The sequence below is a fragment of the Mycolicibacterium frederiksbergense genome, assembly GCF_012223425.1.
GTDB classification, from domain to species: domain Bacteria; phylum Actinomycetota; class Actinomycetes; order Mycobacteriales; family Mycobacteriaceae; genus Mycobacterium; species Mycobacterium frederiksbergense.
This window is the reverse complement of the sequence record NZ_CP038799.1, coordinates 4,726,919-4,747,615: the sequence shown is the minus strand read 5'-3', so window position 1 is coordinate 4,747,615 and position 20,697 is coordinate 4,726,919. Positions and strand designations below refer to the sequence as shown.

Here is a 20,697-nt window from a genome sequence, read left to right as displayed (position 1 = left end):
CTCGACGCGCTTGTCGGTGGGGACAACCAAGATCACGCCATGGGGCACATCATCATCGGCAGTGAAGCGCTGAACGACGGCATCCTCACCCGCCACGAACTGCAGCATCACCATCGTCCCGTCTTCACGAACGTCCACGCGCCGAAGAATCAGATCCTCACTCTGCAGGATCGCACCTATGCAGCGTGGCTGTGGACACGCCGTCGCGGCGTGGTGACGGGTGTGGCGGCGTCGGCATTGCACGGTGCCGAATGGGTGGACACCGGCATTCCGCTCGAGCTGATCTGGAATTGCACCAGGCCACCGCGTGGTCTGGTCGTCCGCAATGAACGACTCGCCGAGGACGAGATGACATGCCTGTCGGGCATTCCCACCACATCTGCGGCACGTACCGCCATGGATCTGGGGCGGTTTCTGTCTCGGGGGCCGGCGTTGGCGCGTCTCGACGCGCTGATGCGCGCGGTCGCCTTCGATCCCGTCGAAGTGCTGGCGCTCGCGGAGCGCTATCGCGGGGCGCGCGGGGTTGCGCGGCTCAAGGCGATTCTCCCGCTCGTCGACGGCGGAGCCGCGTCGCCCCAGGAGACACGGCTACGGCTGATGTGCATCGACGCCGGCCTGCCCTGGCCGACGACGCAGATCGCCGTGGTTGACCAGTGGGGACGACACGTACGGACACTCGACATGGGTTGGGAAGAGTTCAAAGTGGCGCTCGAATACGACGGTGACCAGCATCAGACCAGTCGTCCGCAGTACGTCAAGGACCACTGGGTGTTGCCGAGGCTGCGGGAGCTTGGGTGGAACGTCATCCAAGTCATCAGGGAAGACCGCGGCGCCGACGTCGTCGACAGCGCCTACCGTGCACTACGCGCCGGCGGATGGGACGGCCAGATGCACACCCGCATCGCCGAAACTGTAAGCGCGAAGGGAATGTTCGATTACCCACCGTCCGGAATACAGTTTCGGCGAGAGGCGGGTTAGGACATGGCGTCGCGCAGGCTCTTGGGGCGCAGGTCGGACCAGTTCTCCTCGACGTAGGCCAGGCAATCCGCGCGGGTGCTCTCCCCGAACACCACCCGCCAGCCGGCGGGCACCTGCGCGAACGTGGGCCACAGACTGTGCTGCTCTTCGTCGTTCACCAGGACGAAGAAGGCGCCGTCCTCGTCATCGAACGGATTGTTGCTCATCGGCTCTCCTCGCAGTGGCGTCGGTCTTGCTGAAAATGTCAGAACCCAGCACCCGGTCGGACAGCCGGCCCAGACAGCTCAGGTTCGGGAATCCGGGGCCCTGTGTCAGCCCGGCCAGGCCCGGCAGGAACAACTTGGGCTCGACATCGTTGACCGACAGGTCGTAGCCGATCGACTCCTGGATGCTGTCGGCGTCCAGCGCCTTGCCCATCCCCAGTTCCAGGACGTCGAGCGCGTCCTGACGCAGCAGCGGCACGAACCACATGGCGTTGGCGCCGGATCCGTCGATCACCAGATCGAAACCGTGCACCGTCTCCAACCGCTCCCCACCCCGCTCGGTCTGCAGGGTGAGCCGGATGCGTTCGTCGCGGGCCACCGCGTGCGCCACCCGGCCGCGCAGATGCCGGATGCGGTCATCGGCGAGCAGCGCCTCCTGCACCCGCACCGAGAACACCCCGCGGTCGGTGCGGTTCATGGCGTCGCGCTTCTCGGCCAGCGTCAGACCGGCCCAGTGGATGGGGTCGGAGTACAGGGCGTTCTCGAAGAATCCTTCGCCGCGGGTGAACAACGTCACCTGCGGCGAGATCACGGTGATGGTCGAAACCCGGTGCCGGAACAGCTCATCGAGCATGGTGCCCGCGGTTTCGCCGCCGCCGATCACAGCGACCCGGTCCGCGGCGATCAGCTCGTGCTGGGCCGCCCGGTGCCAGAACTGGGCGATGGAGAGCACTCGCGGGTTGCCCGGCAGAATCGACCGTTCGGCTTGTCCCGGCCCGGTGATCATCAGCGCGTCGGCATGCACGGCGCCCTCCCGGGTGCCCAGTTCCCAGCGCACCCCGTCATCGCCGTACTGCAGCCCGATCTCGGAGACGTCACCGTGGCGGACGGTCATCCCGGTGTTGTCGGCCACCCACGTCAGGTACTGGCTCCAGCGCTTGTGCGTAGGGGCGGGCCGCCCGCGGTCGATCCACTCGGCGAACTGTCCGGTCGAGATCAGGTAGGACTGCCAGCTGTGCCCCATCATCCGCTGGTCCAGTTCGGCATTGCGCCGCGGCACCAGCGCCGACTGATACGGGAACCCGATGTCCTTCTCCGGGCCGGTGCCCAGCCGGTGCTGCCCGTCGGTCCAGCCGCCGGCGGGCTGCCAGTTGGCGGCCACCGCGGTGCGTTCGATCGCCACCACATCGGGGGCGGCCACGCCCATGGCGCGCAGCTCGGCGGCCTTGGCGGCCACCGCGATCGCCTTCACGCCGGCACCGATCACGGCGAGTGTCGTGGTCATGAAATCACCTCTCGTAGAGCGTCCTGCCACAGCGCCTGCAGGGTGGCGACGTCATCGGCAGAAAGAATGTCGGGCAGCGTGCGCCACTGCGTCCCCAGCACCGGCGAGCCGTCCTTGTCGACCATCGCCACGTTCAGCGTGATCTCATGGCGCACAGCCAGATTCGGTTCGGGGATCCGGGACACCTGGGTCAGCAGCTCCCGATCCAGCGCCAGCGCCGAACCTTTCGGCGCCTGGCGCATCCGGCCCAGGTAGTTCAGCAGGATCTGTGGGCCGGGGTGGGCACCGAGCCGTTCGGCGGTATCGGTGCGCAGGTAGCGCAGCAGCGCGTAGTCGATACCGTCACCGGGGATCGCGGCGAGTTCGTCGGCGACCCCGCGGACATCCGTGGATTCCAGACGCACCGGGTAGATCGCGCTGAGCAGCCCGACCGTGTCCCCGGTGTCGATCTGACGGGAATCGTCGAGGAGTCCGGCCGAAACCACGCCATCGGCACGCCCATAGGTCTCCAACGCCAGCAGCGGCGCGGGCGTGTCCTGCCCGCGCCGCCGGCGCCACGCGGTCAGCGCCCGGGCGGTCGCCGCGGCCAGCACCTCGGGCACCGGGACCGGCGCGGCCAGCACCTGCGCGGTGACGGCGCGGCCGACGAAGGACATCGACACCACAACATCGCCGGCGCGGTCGGAGTCCGGCCGGACCCGCCGGGTGCCGATATCGGGGTCCGCACCGTCGAGCTGGCGTGCCCAGAAATCGCAGGTGTCGAGCTTGAGGGCGCGCTCGCCCAGCAGCCGCGACCACTGCCGCAGCGAGGTGTGCTCCCGCACTGCGGCGGGCGTGCGGCCGGCGGACGCGGCGTGCCAACCGGTTTCGAGCTCGCCGAGCACGATCTGCCAGGAGGCCGGGTCCATGGCGAGCACGTGGGCGGTGACGAGCAGCACCTCGGCGCCGCTGTCGTGGTGCAGCCACACCGCGTTGAACATCGCACCCCGGTCGGGGTCCAGCCGCTGCACCGCGGCGTCGGTGTGCTGTGCGACCGCTGCCGTCAGCTCACCCGACACCTCGACCTCGGCGAGGACGTCGACCACCGGGTGGTCGACCAAAGCCATTGCCGTGCGGTCCAATCGGCTGCGCAGCGCCGCGTGGCCATCGACCACACTGCGCAGCACCGCGTCCACCTGCTCGCGGGTGGCGCCGTCGGGCAGCCGGATCGCCTCGGTGGACGCCAGCCGCCGCGGATCCCCGTGGGCCAGCAGCCAGTGCCCGGCGGGTGGCAGCGGGATCGGCCCGGTGTCCTCGATGTCGATCTGCTCGGCCTCGACATCGGTATCGATCGCGGCGGCCAACTCGCGGATGGTGGTGCATTCCAGCATCAGCCGGGCCCGTAGGGACACGCCACGCCGGCGCACCGCCTGCACCACAGACAGCGCGACGATGCTGTCCAGGCCGAGGTCAAGGAAGTCGGCGTTGACGTCCACGACCGGGGTGTCCAGCAGCTCGCCGAGCACCTCGGCGAGCACGATCTCGGTATCGGTGCCGGGGGCGGCGAACTCATCGGTCCGACCGACCCCGCGGTCGGCGTCCAGGGCCGCCAGCGCGGCGTCGTCGACCTTGCCATGTGAGGTCAGCGGGATGGCCTCGACGTCGATGATGTGATGCGGCACAAGGTATCTGGGCAGGGTGCCGGTCAGCATGCGGCGCAGCTCGGTCACCGGCGCAGTGGTGACCACGTAAGCGGTGAGCCGGGGCCCGCTGCGGTGCTGTCGCACCGCGACATGCGCGTGCCGGACATCGGGATGCCGGTGCAGGGCGGCGGCCACCTCCGCGGGTTCGACCCGGAAGCCGCGGATCTTGACCTGATCATCGCTGCGGCCCAGGAACTGCAGAGCATTCCCAGCAAGGCGGCGCACCACATCACCGGTGCGGTACATCCGGGCGCCAGGGGTGACGGGGTCCGCGACGAAGCGGCCCGAGGTCTCCCCCGCGCGCCCCAGGTAGCCGCGGGTGAGCTGCCCGCCGGTCAGGTACAGCTCACCGGCCACCCCCGCGGGGACCGGGCGCAGCCAGCTGTCCAACACGTGCGCCGTCATCGGATCGGTCGGTAGGCCGATGCAGGGCTGATCATTGTCCGAGATCGCGGCGACGACGGCCTCGACGGTGGTTTCGGTGGGGCCGTAACAATTGTGGGCCCGCATCCCGGTGCGTTCACATTCGGCGCGGATACCCTGCCAGGCCGCGGTGTCGATGTTCTCGCCGCCGAGCGCGAGCACCGCCAGCGGCACGGTCGACAAGAGCCCGGCGGCACGCAGCTGAGTGAACATCGACGGGGTGGTGTCGATCATGTCCAGACCGAAACGGCCGATGGTGGCGACCAGCGCCTCCGCGTCGCGCTGCACGTCGTCGCCGATGATGTGCACGCGGTGACCGCCGAGCAGGGCCACCAGCGGCTGCCACGCCGCATCGAAGGTGAACGACCAGGCATGGGCGATGCTCAGCGTGCGGTGCAGCCGCTCCTGCGCCGGCCCCAGCACGTTGCGCACGTGATCCTCCCCGTAGGCGAGCAGCGCGCTGTGGGTTCCGATGACGCCCTTGGGTTTTCCGGTCGTGCCGGAGGTGAAGATGATGTAGGCACCCTGCCCGGGCCGTATCTGCGCGGGGCGGTAGTCCGGTTCCTGGGCGCCGCCGTCTGCCAGCAGCGCGTCGTCGACGATCAGCTCGGCGCCGGTCTGGCCGACGATCTCGCGGATGCGCTCGGAGGGCATGCCGGGATCCAGCGGCACGATCAGGCCGCCCGCCTTCAGTACGGCCAGCATGGCCACCACGTAATCGGGGCCGCGGCGCATCAGGATCGGCACCGGGGTCTCGGCGCGCACTCCCCTGCGCTGCAGGTCCGCGGCCAGCCGGTCGGCGGCGGCGTCGAATTCGCGATAGCTCAGCGCGCTGCGGTCCCCGAAGCTCGACGAGGTGGCGGGATCCCAGCTCAGCGCGATCGCGTCCGGGCGTTCGGCCGCCACAGCGGCGACCGCGGTATGGAAACCACCTGCGATGCCGGCGTTTTCGGCGAGGCGGGAGGTGATGACCTCACCGTCGAGGGTGACGTTCACCTCGCGCATCGGGCGTCCCCACGCGTGCAGCAGGCGCTGCACGACGATCAGTACCCGTTGGCCCAGCGTGGCCGGATCAAGCGGTCCCAGTGCGCCGTCCAGGGTTTCGACGAGCACCGTCAGCCGACCGTGCGTCGGGTGGGCGGCGATGGTGACCGGGAAATGCGACAGGCTCTCCAGCGCGGCGGGCCGGATCACCGCCGAGCCCAGGTCGAATTCGCCACTGCCGACGAGTCCGCCGGGCGGGAAGTTCTCGTACACCAGCAGCGTGTCGTACAGCTCGCCGATACCGCCGGCGGCCCGCAGTTCGGTGTGGCTGAGGTAGCCGTGATCCCGCAGCTCGGCCGCTTCCCGCTGCAGCGCCAGGCATTGCGCCCCGACCCGTTCGCTCGGGTCCAGCCGGATCCGAAGCGGCACGGTGTTGATGAACAGCCCCACCATGGCTTCCACGCCGGACAATTCGTCGGGCCGGCCGGACACCGTCACCCCGAACACCACATCGGAGCGGTCGGTGAACGCGGACAGGATTGTGGCCCAGGCCATCTGGAACAGCGTGCTGACGGTGACGCCGCGGCTCCTGGCGGTTTCGATCAGTTCAGCGGTGGCCTGCTCGTCCAGTTCGATCTCGGTGCGGGCGGGCAGGCCGGGCACTGCCTCGCCGCCCAGGGCCGGCGTCAGCAGCGTCGGGCCGTCCAGGTCGGCGAGGTGGGTGCGCCACCGTTGCTTGCTGGTGTCGGGGTCACGGCCGGCCAGCCAGCCGATGTAGTCGCGGTAGGGCCGCGGCGCCGGCGGTATCGCGGCGAGATCACCGCCGGCCCGGTACAGGCCGATGAGCTCGCTGACGAACACCGGCAACGACCAGCCGTCGATCACGATGTGGTGCGCGACCACCACCAGCCGCCACTGCTGCTGCGGCAGTTGCACCAGCAGGAACCGGATCGACGGACCCTTGCCGAGGTCGAAGGGCTGGCTGCGCGCCTCGGCCTCCAGGGCGGCGGCCTCGTCGGCGTCGGCGACGATGTGCTGCCAGGGCAACTCGAAGCTCACCGGGACGATAGCGACCGGCCTGCTCAGATTTCCCTGGAAGAAGCTGACCCGGACATTGGGGTGGCGCTCCAGCATCGCCTCGGCGCAGGACTTCAGCAGGCCGGCATCCAGGTCGCCCTCGACGTCGGCGGCCATCGCGATGAAATACGGGTCGGCCCCGGCCTCGCTGTCGGTCAGACCGGCCAGCGAGTACAGCCCCTGCTGCAGCGGGCTGAGTGCCATCACATCGGCGATGGCCGGAGGGGGCGAGGTCATGTCTGGTCGGTGCCCCACCCCGCGGTCAGCGCGGCCAGTTCGTCGTCGGACAGCCCCGACGCCGCCATCGGCTCGTGCCGGGTGTCGGCGAGCTGCGCCTGTCCGGCCTTGGCGTCGATCGCCGTGGCGAGTTCGGCGAGCTCGGGATGCTCGAACACCATCCGGGCGGTCAGCGGGACACCGGCATCACGTGCCCGGGCGGCCAGCTGCACGGCCAGGATGCTGTCGCCACCGAGGGTGAAGAAGTCGTCGTGGCGCCCGAATTCCTGCACCGACAGCAAGTCGACCAGCATGGCGGCCAGCGCCCGCTCGGTCTCGGTGCGGGCCGGTTCGCTCGGCGCGGTGGACACCACCACCGGACGCGGCAACAACGCACCGTCCAGCGAGTTCAGCACGGTGATCGGCAGTGCCGCATGCTGTTCGGGTAGCGCTGCGCGCAGCGCCGCGACGAACGTGTCCGCATCCGTCACCGGTTCGGTGGCCACCACGTAGCCGCCCAGCGCCGGCCCGCTGCGGGTTTCCCAGTACCGGGTGGTCGCCACCGCGACGCCCGGGGCCGCCTCGAGTGCGGCCTGCACCCGATGCTCGCCGCGTTCCAGGTACTCCAGGGTGCCCTCGGAGTTCCACCGGGCACGGTCGCCGGTGCGGTACAGCCGGGCACTCGTCCCGAACGGGTTCTCCGGATACCGGAAAGCCGCTGCGGGTCCCGCGGTTTCGCAGGAGTCGTCGATGGCCCCACCGGCGTAGTACACATCGCCGGTGACACCGGCGGCGACGGGCGCCAGCCACTCGTCGAGCACGTACACGCGGTCGGCGCCCACGGTCTGGGGCAGACCCTCCAGTGGCGTGGCCGATCGGCTCCACTGCGCAACGAGCCCGTCGTCCCCGTCGGCGATGGTGATATCGCGCAGGGTGCGGTCGGGGTCGTCGGCGAACGCGCGCACGACCCGCTCCAGCCAGGAGATCAGCCGTCGCGCGGTCTCCTGCCGGTACAGCTCGGTGCGGTAGATGACGGTGCCCGCGTAGCCCGCCGGCGTGCCGTCTGCCGTCGTCTCGGCGAAGAAGTTCAGCGACAGATCGGCATGCGCCACATCGAATGTCGGCTCCAGCGCGGTGAATCGGGTCTCCCCGTCCGCCGAGGTGTCGATCACCTGGTCCGAGGGCAATTCCTCACGCACGTGCACGACGACCCCGAACAGCGGGTTGCGCGACAGCGAGCGCACCGGGCTGACGGCATCGACGACGCGGTCGAAGGGCAGGTCCTGATGCGCGTAGGCGCCCAGTGCCATCTCCCGGGCCCGGCTCAGCACCTCACGCACGGTGGGGTTGCCGTCCAGCCTGTTGCGCAGCACCACGATGTTGATGAAGAACCCGATGAGGCCGTCGAGTTCGGGTTCGGTGCGGCCGGCGACCGGGGTGCCCAGCGGGATGTCGGTCCCCTCGCCCGCCTTGTGCAGGGCAACGGCGACGGCGGCCTGCAGCAGCATGAATTCGGTGATGCCGAGCTCGCGGCTCAGTTCGGTCAGTTTCGCGCGGGTACCGGTGTCGATGGTGAACGGCAGCGCATCACCGTCACCGCCGGGGACGGGCCGGCGCGGGAAGTCCGGGCGCAGCCCGTTCTCCTCCGGCAGGCCAGACAGCTGCTCCACCCAGTAGTCACGCTGGGCGACGATGCTCTCGGCGCGGCCACCGAGCAGTTCGGCCTGCCAGGCCGCGTAGTCCGCGTACTGCACCGGCAGCGGTTCGAAATCCGGTGTCTGCCCGGCACTGCGGGCCCGGTAGGCGGTCAGGATATCGGTGAACAGCACCCCGGCCGACCAGTGGTCGGCGGCGATGTGGTGCACCACCAGCGAGAGCACGTGCTCATTCGCGGTGGAGAGCACGGCGGCCCGGATCGGCCACTCGTTCTCCAGGTCGAAGCAGTAGCGCCGCTCGGCGGTCAGTTCAGCCTGCAGCCACTGTTCGCCGTCGCCGCGGGCCCGGCGCACCGGCACCGCGGCTCCCGGGTTGATGATCTGGAACGGCGACCCGTCGATCTCGCGGTAGGTGGTGCGCAGGATCTCGTGCCGGTTCACCACATCGGTGATGGCGGCGACGAAGGCCTCCGGATTGTTCGGTCCGCTCAGGCGGGCCGCGAACGGGATGTTGTTGACCGGGTTCGGGCCGTCGATGCGGAACTGGAACCACTGGCGCAGCTGGGCCGCCGACATCTGCAGCGGGCCCTCGTGCGGGACGGCCACCATGGCCGGACGGTCGGAGCGGCCACCGGCGGCAGCGATGGCATCGATGTGCGCGGCGATACCGCTGACGGTGCCGATCTCGAAGATCTCCTGCACCCCGATGTCGACGCGGCAGCGCGAGCGCACCGCCGCCACCAGTTTGGTGGCCAGCAGCGAGTGACCGCCGAGTTCGAAGAAGGAATCGTCGGCGCCCACCGTGTCGCGGCTGAGCAACTCGGCGAACAGCTCGGCGACCTGGCGCTCGGTGTCGGTGGCGGGCTCGCGGTACGCGGTGGCGACCACGATCTCCGGCTCCGGCAACGCTTTTCGGTCGATCTTGCCGTGCGCGGTGATCGGGATCTCGTCGATGGCCACATAGGCCGCCGGGATCATGTACTCCGGCAGGGCCGCGGCGACGCGGGCCCGGATCCGGTCGATCTCGACGATGCCGGCCTCACCGGCCGGGGTGACATAGGCAACCAGGCTCTTGCCCAGTCCGGGGACGTCGCCGGCCACCACCACGGCCTGTCCCACCGATGGATCCACCGAGATGGCGGCGGCGATCTCACCGAGTTCGATCCGGAATCCACGAATCTTGACCTGCTCATCGGCGCGCCCGACGAATTCGATGTCCCCGTCGGCGTTGCGGCGGGCCAGGTCACCGGAGCGGTACATCCGCCCGCCCGGGTTGAACGGGTCGGCGATGAAACGTTCGGCGGTCAGCGCCGGGCGGTGATGGTATCCGTGCGCGACATGTGTTCCGCCGATGTAGATCTCGCCGATCACCCCGACCGGCACCGGCTGCAGGTAGTCGTCGAGCAGGTGCATGCTGGTGTTGATCTTCGGGGTACCGATCGGCACGATGCGCGAACCCTGCTTGCCCTCGACCTTGAAACGGCTGCAGTTGAGCACGGTCTCGGTGGGGCCGTAGAAGTTGTGCAGCAGCGAGTCGAACATGGCGTGAAACTTGTCGGCCACCTCGCCGGGCAGTGCCTCGCCGCCGATCGGGACACGCTGCAGGGTGCGCCATTCGTTGACCCCGGGCAGCGACAGGAAAAGGCCGAGCAGCGACGGGACGAAGTGCATCGAAGTGACGCCCTCGTTGCGCAGCAGGTCGGTCAGGTACCCGATGTCGGTCAGGCCGTCGGGCTTGGGGATCACCAGGCGGGCGCCGGCGGCGAGCATCCCGAAGATCTCGCCGATCGAGACGTCGAAGCCCTGCGAGGCCACCTGCAACAGCCGGTCCTGATCGGAGACCTGGTATTCCGGTCCGAACCAGGCGAAGTATTCGGCGATCGGGCGGTGCGGCACCGGCACGCCTTTGGGCAGGCCGGTGGAACCGGACGTGTAGATCAGGTAGGCGGTGTTCTCCGGCAGCAGCGGGCGCACCCGGTCGGTGTCGGTGGGGTCGGCCGCGGAGTAGCCGTCGAGGTCGGTGTCGAGCTCGCGGAGCACGACTTTGGGGTCGGAGTCCGACAGGATGTAGCTGAGCCGGTCTTCGGGGTAGGTCGGGTCGACCGGCAGGTACACCGCACCGGCCTTGACGATCCCGAGGGCGGTGATGACCAGTTCCGGCGACTTCTCCATCAGTACCGCGACACGGTCCTCGGTGCCGATGCCCTGGGCAATGAGCTTGTGCGCCAGACGGTTTGCCGTCTCGTTGATCTCGCGGTAGCTGTAGTGGCGGCCCTCGTACACCACGGCGGTGACATCAGGGGTCTTGGCGGCCTGCTCCTGCACCAGCGCGGTCAGCGTGGTGGCGGGGGTGTCGAACCGCTCACCGTGCGACATCGTCCGCATCCATTCGGCGTCCTCGGCCGAGAGAATGTCCAGCCGTGCCAGCGGGCGCTCCGGGTCGGCCAGTGCGTTGTCCAGCAGCACCGCAAATGACGTGAGCATGCGTCGGGCCAGGTCGGCGTCGATGATCTCGGTGAGGTGCTCGGCCTCGACAACGGCTCCGGTGCCATCGAACTCGACCATGAAGCCCAGCGGCAGCTGGGTGACGTGCCCACGCAGCTCACCTCGGACGCACTGCACACCGTCGGGGCGGAAACCGCCGCCGTCGGGTTCGCGGAAGCCGAAGCTCACCCGGGTCATCCGCTCGGCGCCGTGGCGACGGTCCGGGTTCAGTTCGCGCACCACCCGATCCAGGTTGATGCGCTGGTGCGCGAACGCGCCCAGCGCGGTGTCGCGGGTGGCCAGCACCAGGTCGCGGAAACCCTTCGCGGGCTGCGGGCGCAGCCGCAGGGCCACCGTGTTGCCGTAGTAGCCGATGGCATCGTCGGTGCCGCGGTTGAGCACCGGGCTGGCGACCAGGAAGTCATCGGTGTGGGTGTAGCGGTTGATCAGGGCGCCGAAGGCAGCGAGCAGCACCATGTACGGGGTGGCGCCGGTGTCGCGGGCCAGGGCGGACACCTTGGTGACGGTCTCCGGCGCCAGCGCCAGCGAGGTGCGCTGGGAACGGAATCCGGTCGGGACGGCCGATCCGGTGGGGCCCGGAAGTTCCAGGGGCTCGGGCGGGTCGGTCATCACCGCACGCCAGTGCGCCAGATCCTGCGCTCCGGTGTCGGCGGCCGGCGCGGGCGGGCGCGGGGTCGGCCCGAGGTCGGCCCCGCCGTAGGCGGTGGTCAGATCGCCGAAGAACACCCTCCAGCTGCCGTCATCCCAGGCGATGTGGTGAGCGACCAGCAGCATCATGTGCTCGTCGGCGGCCAGGCGCACCAGGGTGATCCGCAGCGGCGAGTCGGCGGAAAGGTCGAAGCTCCGGCCGAACTCACGCTGGGCCAGCACCTCCAGGCGCAGCCCGCGGGCCCGCTCGGACATCGCCGAGAGGTCGTGGAAGGCCCACGCGGGGTTCAGGTCATCGTGCAGGACGGCCTGCGGTTCGCCATTCTCGTCGGCGGCGTAGGTGGTGCGCAGCAACGGGTGCCTGCGCGCCACGGCGTTGAGCGCGGAGTGCAGGCGGTCGGCATCCAGCGCGCCGGTCAGCCGGTAGGACAGGCTGATGTTGAGCAGCACACCGGTGGGGTCGAAGGCCTGGACGAACCACATCCGGCGCTGGCCGTCGGAGAGTGCCTTGTCATCGATCTCGTCGGCCGTGCTCGAGGACAGGCCGCGCTCGGCGAGCTTGCGGCGCATCAACTCCAGGCGGGACGAGTCAACGGATGCGGCTACGGTGTCAGTCACTTCAGACGTGCCTTCTTGTCGGGTTCTTCCAGGTGCCCAAGCACCTCGGCGACGGTGGCGCCGCCGAGAATGGTCGCCAGCGGGACATTGACCCCGGCCGCCTTCTTGAGCTTCTTGCGTAGGTCGAGCGCCAACAGCGAGTCGACGCCCAGATCGAGCAGTGACGCGGACGGTTCCAGCGCGGTGCCCGCGGGCAGGTTGAGCACCGACCCGAGTGCGACCCGCAGCACGCCCGCCGCATCGAGTCCGTCCACCGACGGTTCCGGCCGGCCCGGTGCCGGTTCGGCCTGTGCTTCCCCCAGGAATACCCGCAGTCGCGCCGGGTCGGCGGAGAACACCAGCGGGTCGGCGGCGAAGTCCCGCAGGCAGGTCTCGACGGCCCGCTCCGGGGTCATGGCCTGCAGGCCGGACCGTTCGACACGGGCGATCTCGTCGGCGTCGATGATGCCGGCGCCCGGCCACAGCCCCCAGCGCACCGAGGTGCAGTGGCTGCCGTCGGCCCGCAACTGGCCGGCCAGCACATCGAGCAGCCGGTTGGCCGCCGAGTAAGCGGTGTGCCCGCTGCCACCCCACAGACCGGATACCGAAGAGCACACCACGATGCGGGCATCCGCGCGCAGCGGCCAGTGCGCGGTGAACGCGGCCAGCCCGCCGACCTTGGCCGACACGGCCGCGGCGAACACCGGGCCGGTGAGGTCGCGGTGTCCGACCATGGTGGCCGCACCCGCCGCGTGGATGACCAGCGATGCGCCACCGCCTCCGAACTCGGCCGCGGTGGCGGCCAGGGCGACGGGGTCGGTGATATCGCACGGTGGCGCCAGCACCTCGACACCGGCCACCCGGCGCGGGTCCGCACCGCTGCGGCCGAGCAGCACGATGCGTCGCGCACCCTGCGCGGCAAGGTAATTCTCGAAGTGGGTGCCGACCGCTCCGGAGCCGCCGGTGATCACCACCTCGTCGAGCACACCGGGTGCGCCCCAGCCCGGCTGCGGCAGCCGGTTCTCGACGGTGCCGCGCCCGAACAGTGCCGGACCGGAATCGGTATGGCGCAGCGCCACTTCGGTGGCCGCGCCGGCCAGCGCGACGGCTGCGAGGGTGGCCGCCGCGTGATCGAGATCCCATGACGGCAGGTCGAGATGCCCGAAGGATTGATCGGGCAGCTCCAGCCCGATGCTGCGGTGCATGGCCGCCAGCGCGGCCTGGGCCGGCAGCGGGCCCGGTTCACCGGGGCGCACCTGTTCACCGCCGACGGTGACGAGCCAGACGTCGCGGCAGCGCGGCCCGATGGCGTCGGTGTAGCCCAGCAGCCCGGCGTCGATGCGGGCGGCCAGGTCATGGCCGGCGGCGACCACGTCCAGCTGGTCGACCACGGGGGCCAGCACGACGAGTAGGTCGGCCTCGACCGGATCGGTGATCTCCAGCCGGGATCCCAGGGTGGCGGCGAGCCCGCCGTCCGCGCCGAGGTCCACGATCGCGGCGCGGCGCGGGCCGGCAGCGACGGGTGCACGTTGTTCCCACCGTTCGGTCAGCACCGTCAGACCCGGCACCGGCGGCAGCGGTTCGGCTGCGGCCCAGTGATGCAGGGCACGCATCGGCGCGAACGGGAAGTCGCGCAACAGCGCTGCGGACTGCCCGCCCCGGCCGAATCCCGGATCGGCCGATGCGACCGCGGCCACGTTGCCGGCCAGTCGCTCGACCAGGGGCTCGTCGCGGCGGCCCGACCCGACCATCGACGGCGGGTCGGGCATATCGTCGAGCACCTCGGCCATGGCGTACAGCAGTGCCGGATGCGCCGAAAGTTCCACGAATGCCCGGGCACCTGCGCTGACCGCGGCCCGCACCGCATCATCGAAGCGCACCGTGCTGCGCAGGTTGGTGTACCAGTAGTCGGCGAAATCGGTGCCGTCCGGCACCACCTGCGCGGTCGCCGAACCGATGAACGGGACCGGCGTGGCGTCGAATGTGCCCACGGGGAGCATGGATTCGAGCTCCGCGCGCTTGGTGTCCAGTTTGGTGGTGTGGGCGGGAAACCACATTTCGATCTCTTTGGCGAACCGGCCGTCCTCGCTGACCCGGCGCACCACCGAGGCGATGGCCTCGGTGTCACCGGAGACCGCCACCGACGATGCCGAGTTCACCACCGACAGTTCCAGCCAGCCCGGGGTGCGCGCGATCGCCTCCCGCGCCTGCTCCTGGTCGATTCCGAGCACGGCGACCCGGTACGGACCGGTGAGCCCGTCCAGCACGGTGGCGCGCGCGGCGACCACGCCGACGGCGTCGGCCAGCGTGATGGCACCGGCGATGTGGGCCGCGCCGATCTCGCCGAGGCTGTGCCCGACGGTGATGTCCGGGCTCACCCCGCAGGACTGCCACACCCGGGCCAGTGCGACGCCGTGCACGAATTGCGCGCCCTGGATCTGCACCTGGGAGAAATCGTTGGTCTGTGCGCCGGGGTCGGCGAGCAGATAGGACAGCGGCGACGCGTGCCCGGCATCGGCGAAGGCCGTTGCGCAGCGGTCGACCTCGTCGCGGTAGACGCTCAGCCGGTCGTAGGCCTCGACCCCCATGGACGGCCATTGGCTGCCCTGCCCGGGGAAGACGAACGCGACGCACGGTTTCCCTGCCTGCGCGGACCGGGTGACCAGCGGGTGGTCCACACCAGCCTGCAGCGCACGCAGGGCGTCGCTGAGTTCGGCGATATCGGCGGCCCGGATCAGCGCCCGGAACGTGCGTAGCCGCCGGGTCGCTGCCAGGGTCGCGGCCACCCGGGCCACGTCGGCAGCGGTGCGCAGCGCCGGTCGGCGGTGCAGGTGATCCAGGATGGCGCCGGCGTCCTGGCCGATCAGTTCTTCGGCGTGCGCGCTGAGCAGGACCGGGATGCGCCCGTCGGGCAGTGTGGTGATGGTCATCAGGCGGCCTGCCCGGCGGTGTCCGGGATCGCCACCACGGCATGGGTGTTGGTGCCACTCATCCCGAACGCCGATACCGCGGCGATCCGCTCACCACTGACCGCGGGCCATGCGGTGAGCTCGGTGGCCGGCCGCAGACCCTGTGCTTGCCAGTCGATTTCGCGGCTGGCGGTGTCGATGTGCAGGCTGGCGGGCACGGCCCCGTGCTGAGCGGCCAGGATCACCTTGGCCAGCCCGAGCGCACCGGCGGCGGCCTGGGCGTGTCCCACATTGGATTTGACCGAGCCGAGCAGCGCACCCGCGCCGGGTGCGGTAGCACCGTAGGTCTGGGCCAGTGCCCGCAATTCGGTGCGGTCACCGAGCCGGGTGGCGGTGCCGTGGCCCTCGATCATGCCGACGTCCTCGGGCCGAACCCCGGCGCGCTCGATGGCGCGGGTGAACAGCCGCTGCTGGGCGGCGCCGCTGGGTGCGGTCAGCCCGATCGTGCGGCCGTCGGAGTTGACGCCGGTGGCGCGCACCTCGGCCAGTATCTGCCTGCCGTCACGGATCGCCGCGGACCGGCGCGCCAGCACGAACAGGCCGGCCCCTTCGGCCCACACGGTGCCGCTGGCGGCGGCGCTGTAGGGCCGGCAGTGGCCGTCATCGGAAAGGGCGTGTTGCTTGGAGAATTCGACGAAGTAGCCGGGAGTGCCCATCACGCACACCCCGCCGGTCAGCGCCATATCGCAGTCCCCGGCCCGCACCGCACCGGCCGCGGTGTGCAGTGCGGCCAGTGCCGAGGAACACGAGGTGTCCACGGTGAGCGCGGGTCCGGCCAGGTCCAGTGTGTAGGCGATGCGACCGGAGATCACGCCCAGCGAGGTGCCGGTGATCAGATGGCCGCTGTGCTTCGAGTATTCGGACAGCGGCGGTCCGTACTCCAGCGCCGATGCCCCGATATAGCACCCGACGTCGTGGCCGGCGACATCGTCGGGGTTGATTCCGCTGTTCTCCAGGGCACGCCAGGCCAGGCGCAGCGCCACCCGCTGCTGCGGGTCCATCGCCACCGCCTCCCGCGGCGAGATACCGAAGAATGCCGGGTCGAAACTGGCCGCGTCGGAAAGGAATCCACCCAGGTCGTGGATCCGCTTGAAGCCGTCGCGGCGCGATCCCTCCAGCAGCTCGGACACCGACCAGCCGCGGTCGGTCGGGAACGGGCCGAGCGCCTCCCGGCGCCCGGACAGCAGGTCCCAGAAGGTGTCGGCGGAGTCGACACCGCCGGGCGCCTCCACCGCCATGCCGATGATCACCACCGGATCGTGGTCGCCGACGCGGCCCTCAGAGGACATTGACCAGCTCCGCCACATCCGCGGTGTGGTCGTTGATGTAGAAGTGACCGCCGTCGAACATCGAGACCGTGAACGCCCCGTCGGTGTGGGTTTCCCAGCGGCGCAACATGTTTTCGCTGACCCGGTGATCGCCTCGGCCGCCCAGGGTGTGGATATCGGCCGCGATGCGGACATCGTCGTCGCAGGCGTATCGGTTGAAGGCGGCGTAGTCCGCGCGCACCGCCATCAGCAGCAGTTCCACGAAGTCGTCATCGGCCAGCAACTGCGGGTCGGTGCCGCCGAGATCGACCATCTCGGCGATGATCTCGGTCTCGGCCATCGGCAGCGACGGCGCCGCGGCGACCGTCGACGGGGCCTCACTGGCCGACACCCACAGTGCGCTGATCTCGACGCCCTTGCTCTCGGCGACGCGGGCGAACTCGAAGGCCACCACCGCGCCCATGCAGTGCCCGAACAGCCGCAGCGGGCCGAGCGCGGCCCAGTCACCGCCCTCGAACAGGTCCGCGGCGAGTTCGCCGACGGTATCCGGGGCGGGGTGGGTCAGCCGGTCCCCGCGCTGCGGGTACTGCATGACGTAGGTGTCGGCGCCCGCCGCGGCCAGTGCGGTGCCCAGCGAGCGGTAGGCCAGCGCCGCGCCCCCGGCATGCGGGAACACCAGGGCCGCGGCATTCCTGGATCCCGAGTACCGCTTGATCCACGGCTTGAAGGCGCTCACGATCGGCCCGCGGTATCCAGCTCGGCCACCACGTCGGCGTCGTCCATGGCGGCGACCTCCAGGTACAGCTCGGCCACCAGTTCGAGGCGCTGCGCGTCGGATTCCTGCTCGATCAGGCGCTGCGCCAGCGCGGCCACCGTCCGGGTCGCGAAGACATCGGGCACCATGATCGTCGGCGTGTCGAGCCAGTCGCGCACGTGCGCCACCACCTGGGTGGCCATCACCGAATCGCCGCCGAGCCCGAAGAAGTCGTCGTCGACGCCGATGGTGTCGCGGCCCAGCAGGTCGGACATGATCCGCGCGATGGCCGTTTCCAGCGCGGTGGACGGGGCGCGGTAGCCGCGCTCGGCGGGCAGTTCGGCCGCGGCCAGACGCAGCGCCACCGCCTTGCGGTCGATCTTGCCGCCGATGGTGAAGGGGATCCGGTCCGTGGGCACGATGACCTGCGGAATCATATGGGGCGGAACCAGGTCGGCCATCGCGTTCAGCACCGCGTCGGCGCCGAGGCCGGGATCGTCGATCCGCACCAACGCGCCGAGCACGTCGCGCCCTCCATCAACGGGGACCACCGCGGCGACCGCCGCGCCGACTCCGGGCACCCGGCTCAGCGCCGCTTCCACCTCGCCGAGTTCGATGCGATACCCGCTGAGTTTGACGCGGTGATCGGTGCGGCCGATGAACTCCAGGGTGCCGTCCGGCCAGTAGCGGGCCAGGTCTCCGGTGCGGTACCAGGTGCGGCCGTCGTGCTCGACGAACTTCTCCGCGGTCAGGTCCGGGCGACCACGGTACCCGCGGGCGATACCGCGCCCGGTGAACCACAGTTCGCCGGGCACCCAGTCCGGGCAGTCCGCACCGCTGGGGCTGACGACCCGGCAGGCGTTGTTGGGGAACGGCACCCCGTAGGGCACCGAGGGCTTCGCGGGAATCTGGTCGGCGGGCCCGATCTCGAAGATGGTGCCGTGGATGGCGGTCTCGGTGGCCCCGCCCAGCCCGGCGAACCGCATCCGCGGCGCCCGCGCGCGCAGCGCCCTGACCATGTCGGGCCGCACCCAGTCACCCCCGGTGAGCACCACCCGCAGCGACTCCAGCGAGCCGGGCACCTCGGTGAGCATCTGCAACCACCCGGGCAGAAAGTTGACCACCGACACGTTGTGCGCCTCGATGAGCCGCGCCCAGGCGTCCGGATCACGACGCTGGTCCTCGTCGACCATGACGATGGCGCCGCCGGCCCCCAGGATGCCGAACACATCGGGCACCGACATGTCCGATTCCAGATGCGACAGCGCCAGCTCACGGTCCTCGGGTCCGACCTCGAAGTGCCGGTAGAGGAACTCCAGGGTGTTCATCACCGCGTCGTGGGTCAGCTCCACGCCCTTGGGTTCACCCGTGGAGCCGGAGGTGAACAGCACATAGGCCAGATCGGTCGGTGCGACGGTGACAGCATCGAACGTCGTTGCCCCCGTGTCGATATCGACGATGCGCCGGGCGGGGACATCGGCGTCCGCCAGGACGTCGGGGATGTCGTCACCGCAGACGAGTGCGAATGTCACTCCCCCGGTGGCCAGCATGCGGCGGGCGCGGTCGGCAGGCTGATCGACGCCGATCGGCAGGTAGGCGGCACCGGCGGTCAGGATGCCGAGCAGAGCGGGAACCTGTTGGGCGCCTTTGGGTCCCGTGACGGCGACGATGTCACCGGGGCCGATCCCGGCGGCCTGCAGCGTGCCGGCGACGGCGAGCACCCGGTCGGCGAGTTCGCCGTAGCGCAGCGTTTCCGAACGCGCGATCAGCGCGGTGGCCTCCGGGGTCGCGGCGGCGTGACGGAAGAAGCCGTCGACGAGAGTGTCGCCGGACGGTGGCGCGGTGCTCGCATTGACCGCGTCCCGGACCGCGCGCGAGGCCTCGGCCAGCGCCGGCGGGTCCGGCTCGTCCCAGGCCGCGTCATCCGCGGCCAAGCGGGCGAGTTCGGCGACCTCGTAGGCGAACATCGCCTCGGGCACCCCCGGCGGGAAGGCCTCCACCCGCACGTCCCAGTTGATCATCAGCCCGTTGGCCAGCGGGGTGGCCTGGGCGTCGATGAGCACCTGCGGGCCCTGCGAGATGGTCCACACCGGTTCACCGAACTGGTCGGTCACGTCACCGGCGAACAGATCGCCCAGGCCCAGCGCGCTGGTGTAGACGATGGTCGCCAGCGTCTGGCTGCCCCGGTGCCTGCTCATATCCCGCAGGACGGTCAGCCCGGACACCGACGAATGCCGAGCGGTGGCGTGCAGGGTTTCCTGCACCGCCCGCGCCCTCGCCGCGGCGGAGCCGGTCTCGGCCAGGTCGATATCGAGCATCAGCGACGAGGTGAAACACCCCACCAGCTTGTCGACGTCGGGGTGGTAGGGCTCGCGCCCGAACATGGGCAGGTTGAGCAGAAAACGTGAATCGGTCGACCAGCGGGCCAGCGCATGGGAGTAGGCGGCGGCGACGGCCATCGCCGGGGTCAGACCACGCCGGTGCGCCGCGGCGAACAGTGCATCGCGGGTCGGCACATCGAAGATGTGCCACAACCTGATGCTGCGCAACGGGTTGCGCTGTTCATCCCGCGGAACCAGCGGCAGCGCAGGCGGTTCCGGTAAATCGGGGATCCGATCGGCCCACCACTGCAGGTCTTCGGGCGAGGGCGGCGGCGTCGACGCGGTCAGCCGGGCCCGGTATTCACGGTAGGTGTATCCGAGTTCGGGAAGTTCGGCACCGCGGTAGAACGCGGCCAGATCGGCCATGAAGTTGCGATAACTCACCGCATCGGCGGCCTGCATGTCCATGTCCACGTGCAGACGGGTCCGTCCATCCGCCAGCAGGGACAGCGAGATCTGCAGAACCTCGTTGTCCATCAACTGATGTGACTTGTCGTCGCGGATCCTCAGCAGTTGTTCGTCGGCATCTACCGCGTCGCGCAGGTCGTGGACGGTGACCGGCAGCTCCCGATCACTGATCCGCTGGGTGCCATCGGGCAGGATCTCCTGGCGCAGCATCGGATGGCGCGCAACCAGTTTGGACGCCGCCCGCTGCAACCGCCCGGGATCCACGCCGGCGCCGTCGAATTCGACATATAGATGTGCAGCGACTCCCCCGAGTTCCTGTTCGCCGTGCCGGCCCACCCACATCGCGTGCGCAATGGGGGCCAGCGAGAACGGCGCGTCGGCATCACCGGCGGCGACCTCGGCGACGGGTGCCGCACCGGCGGGAGCGTGTTCGGCGACCAGGTCCTGCCAGGCGGCAACGGTGGGATTGGCCGCGAGCGCGGCGAAACCGACCTCGATGCCCTGCTTACGCCAGCGCCCGGACAGCGACATCATCCGGATGGAGTCGAGTCCGGAGGCGATGAGATCAGCATTCGGGTCCAGCGATTCCGGGGCTACCCCGAGAAGTTCTGCCACCTCGGACCGCACCGATTCTGATGTCGTCGCAGCGACGGACACGCGTTTC

Annotated in this window: 9 protein-coding genes; 1 reads left to right on the top strand and 8 read right to left on the bottom strand. The window is 70.1% G+C overall.

Annotated features, from left to right (window positions below; all coding sequences use genetic code 11):
- Positions 1–39 precede the first annotated feature (39 nt).
- Positions 40–978: a type IV toxin-antitoxin system AbiEi family antitoxin gene (locus EXE63_RS26005; protein WP_234904274.1), complete on the top strand. Its 939-nt coding sequence runs from the start codon at positions 40–42 to the stop codon at positions 976–978.
- Here EXE63_RS26005 and EXE63_RS26000 read toward each other — a convergent pair.
- From EXE63_RS26000 to EXE63_RS25965, 8 genes are read right to left on the bottom strand one after another with little or no spacing between them, the layout of a single operon-like run.
- Positions 975–1,184, bottom strand: coding sequence for an MbtH family protein (locus EXE63_RS26000; RefSeq protein ID WP_168144313.1), 210 nt, complete (start codon positions 1,182–1,184; stop codon positions 975–977). The two genes, EXE63_RS26005 and EXE63_RS26000, sit on opposite strands and share 4 nt — an antisense overlap.
- Entirely contained in the window at positions 1,162–2,466 is a 1,305-nt protein-coding gene (gene mbtG, locus EXE63_RS25995) for an NADPH-dependent L-lysine N(6)-monooxygenase MbtG (RefSeq protein WP_168144312.1), read from the bottom strand. The genes EXE63_RS26000 and mbtG overlap by 23 nt, the downstream gene beginning before the upstream one ends.
- Positions 2,463–6,869 (bottom strand): non-ribosomal peptide synthetase, encoded by a 4,407-nt coding sequence (locus EXE63_RS25990; protein ID WP_168144311.1) that lies wholly within the window; start codon positions 6,867–6,869, stop codon positions 2,463–2,465. Before EXE63_RS25990 ends, mbtG begins: the two co-directional genes overlap by 4 nt.
- Positions 6,866–12,226 (bottom strand): non-ribosomal peptide synthetase, encoded by a 5,361-nt coding sequence (locus EXE63_RS25985; protein WP_168145783.1) that lies wholly within the window; start codon positions 12,224–12,226, stop codon positions 6,866–6,868. The genes EXE63_RS25990 and EXE63_RS25985 overlap by 4 nt, the downstream gene beginning before the upstream one ends.
- 44 nt (positions 12,227–12,270) lie before the next feature.
- The gene (gene mbtD, locus EXE63_RS25980) at positions 12,271–15,183 is read right to left on the bottom strand and encodes a mycobactin polyketide synthase MbtD (RefSeq protein ID WP_168144310.1); all 2,913 of its coding nucleotides are present in this window, start codon (positions 15,181–15,183) and stop codon (positions 12,271–12,273) included.
- Positions 15,183–16,511: a beta-ketoacyl [acyl carrier protein] synthase domain-containing protein gene (locus EXE63_RS25975; protein WP_168144309.1), complete on the bottom strand. Its 1,329-nt coding sequence runs from the start codon at positions 16,509–16,511 to the stop codon at positions 15,183–15,185. The genes mbtD and EXE63_RS25975 overlap by 1 nt, the downstream gene beginning before the upstream one ends.
- A complete protein-coding gene (locus tag EXE63_RS25970) occupies positions 16,501–17,226 on the bottom strand; it encodes a thioesterase II family protein (protein WP_234904272.1) in 726 nt (241 codons plus the stop codon). The genes EXE63_RS25975 and EXE63_RS25970 overlap by 11 nt, the downstream gene beginning before the upstream one ends.
- Positions 17,223–20,690, bottom strand: coding sequence for a non-ribosomal peptide synthetase (locus tag EXE63_RS25965; RefSeq protein ID WP_168144308.1), 3,468 nt, complete (start codon positions 20,688–20,690; stop codon positions 17,223–17,225). The genes EXE63_RS25970 and EXE63_RS25965 overlap by 4 nt, the downstream gene beginning before the upstream one ends.
- Positions 20,691–20,697: the final 7 nt, after the last annotated feature.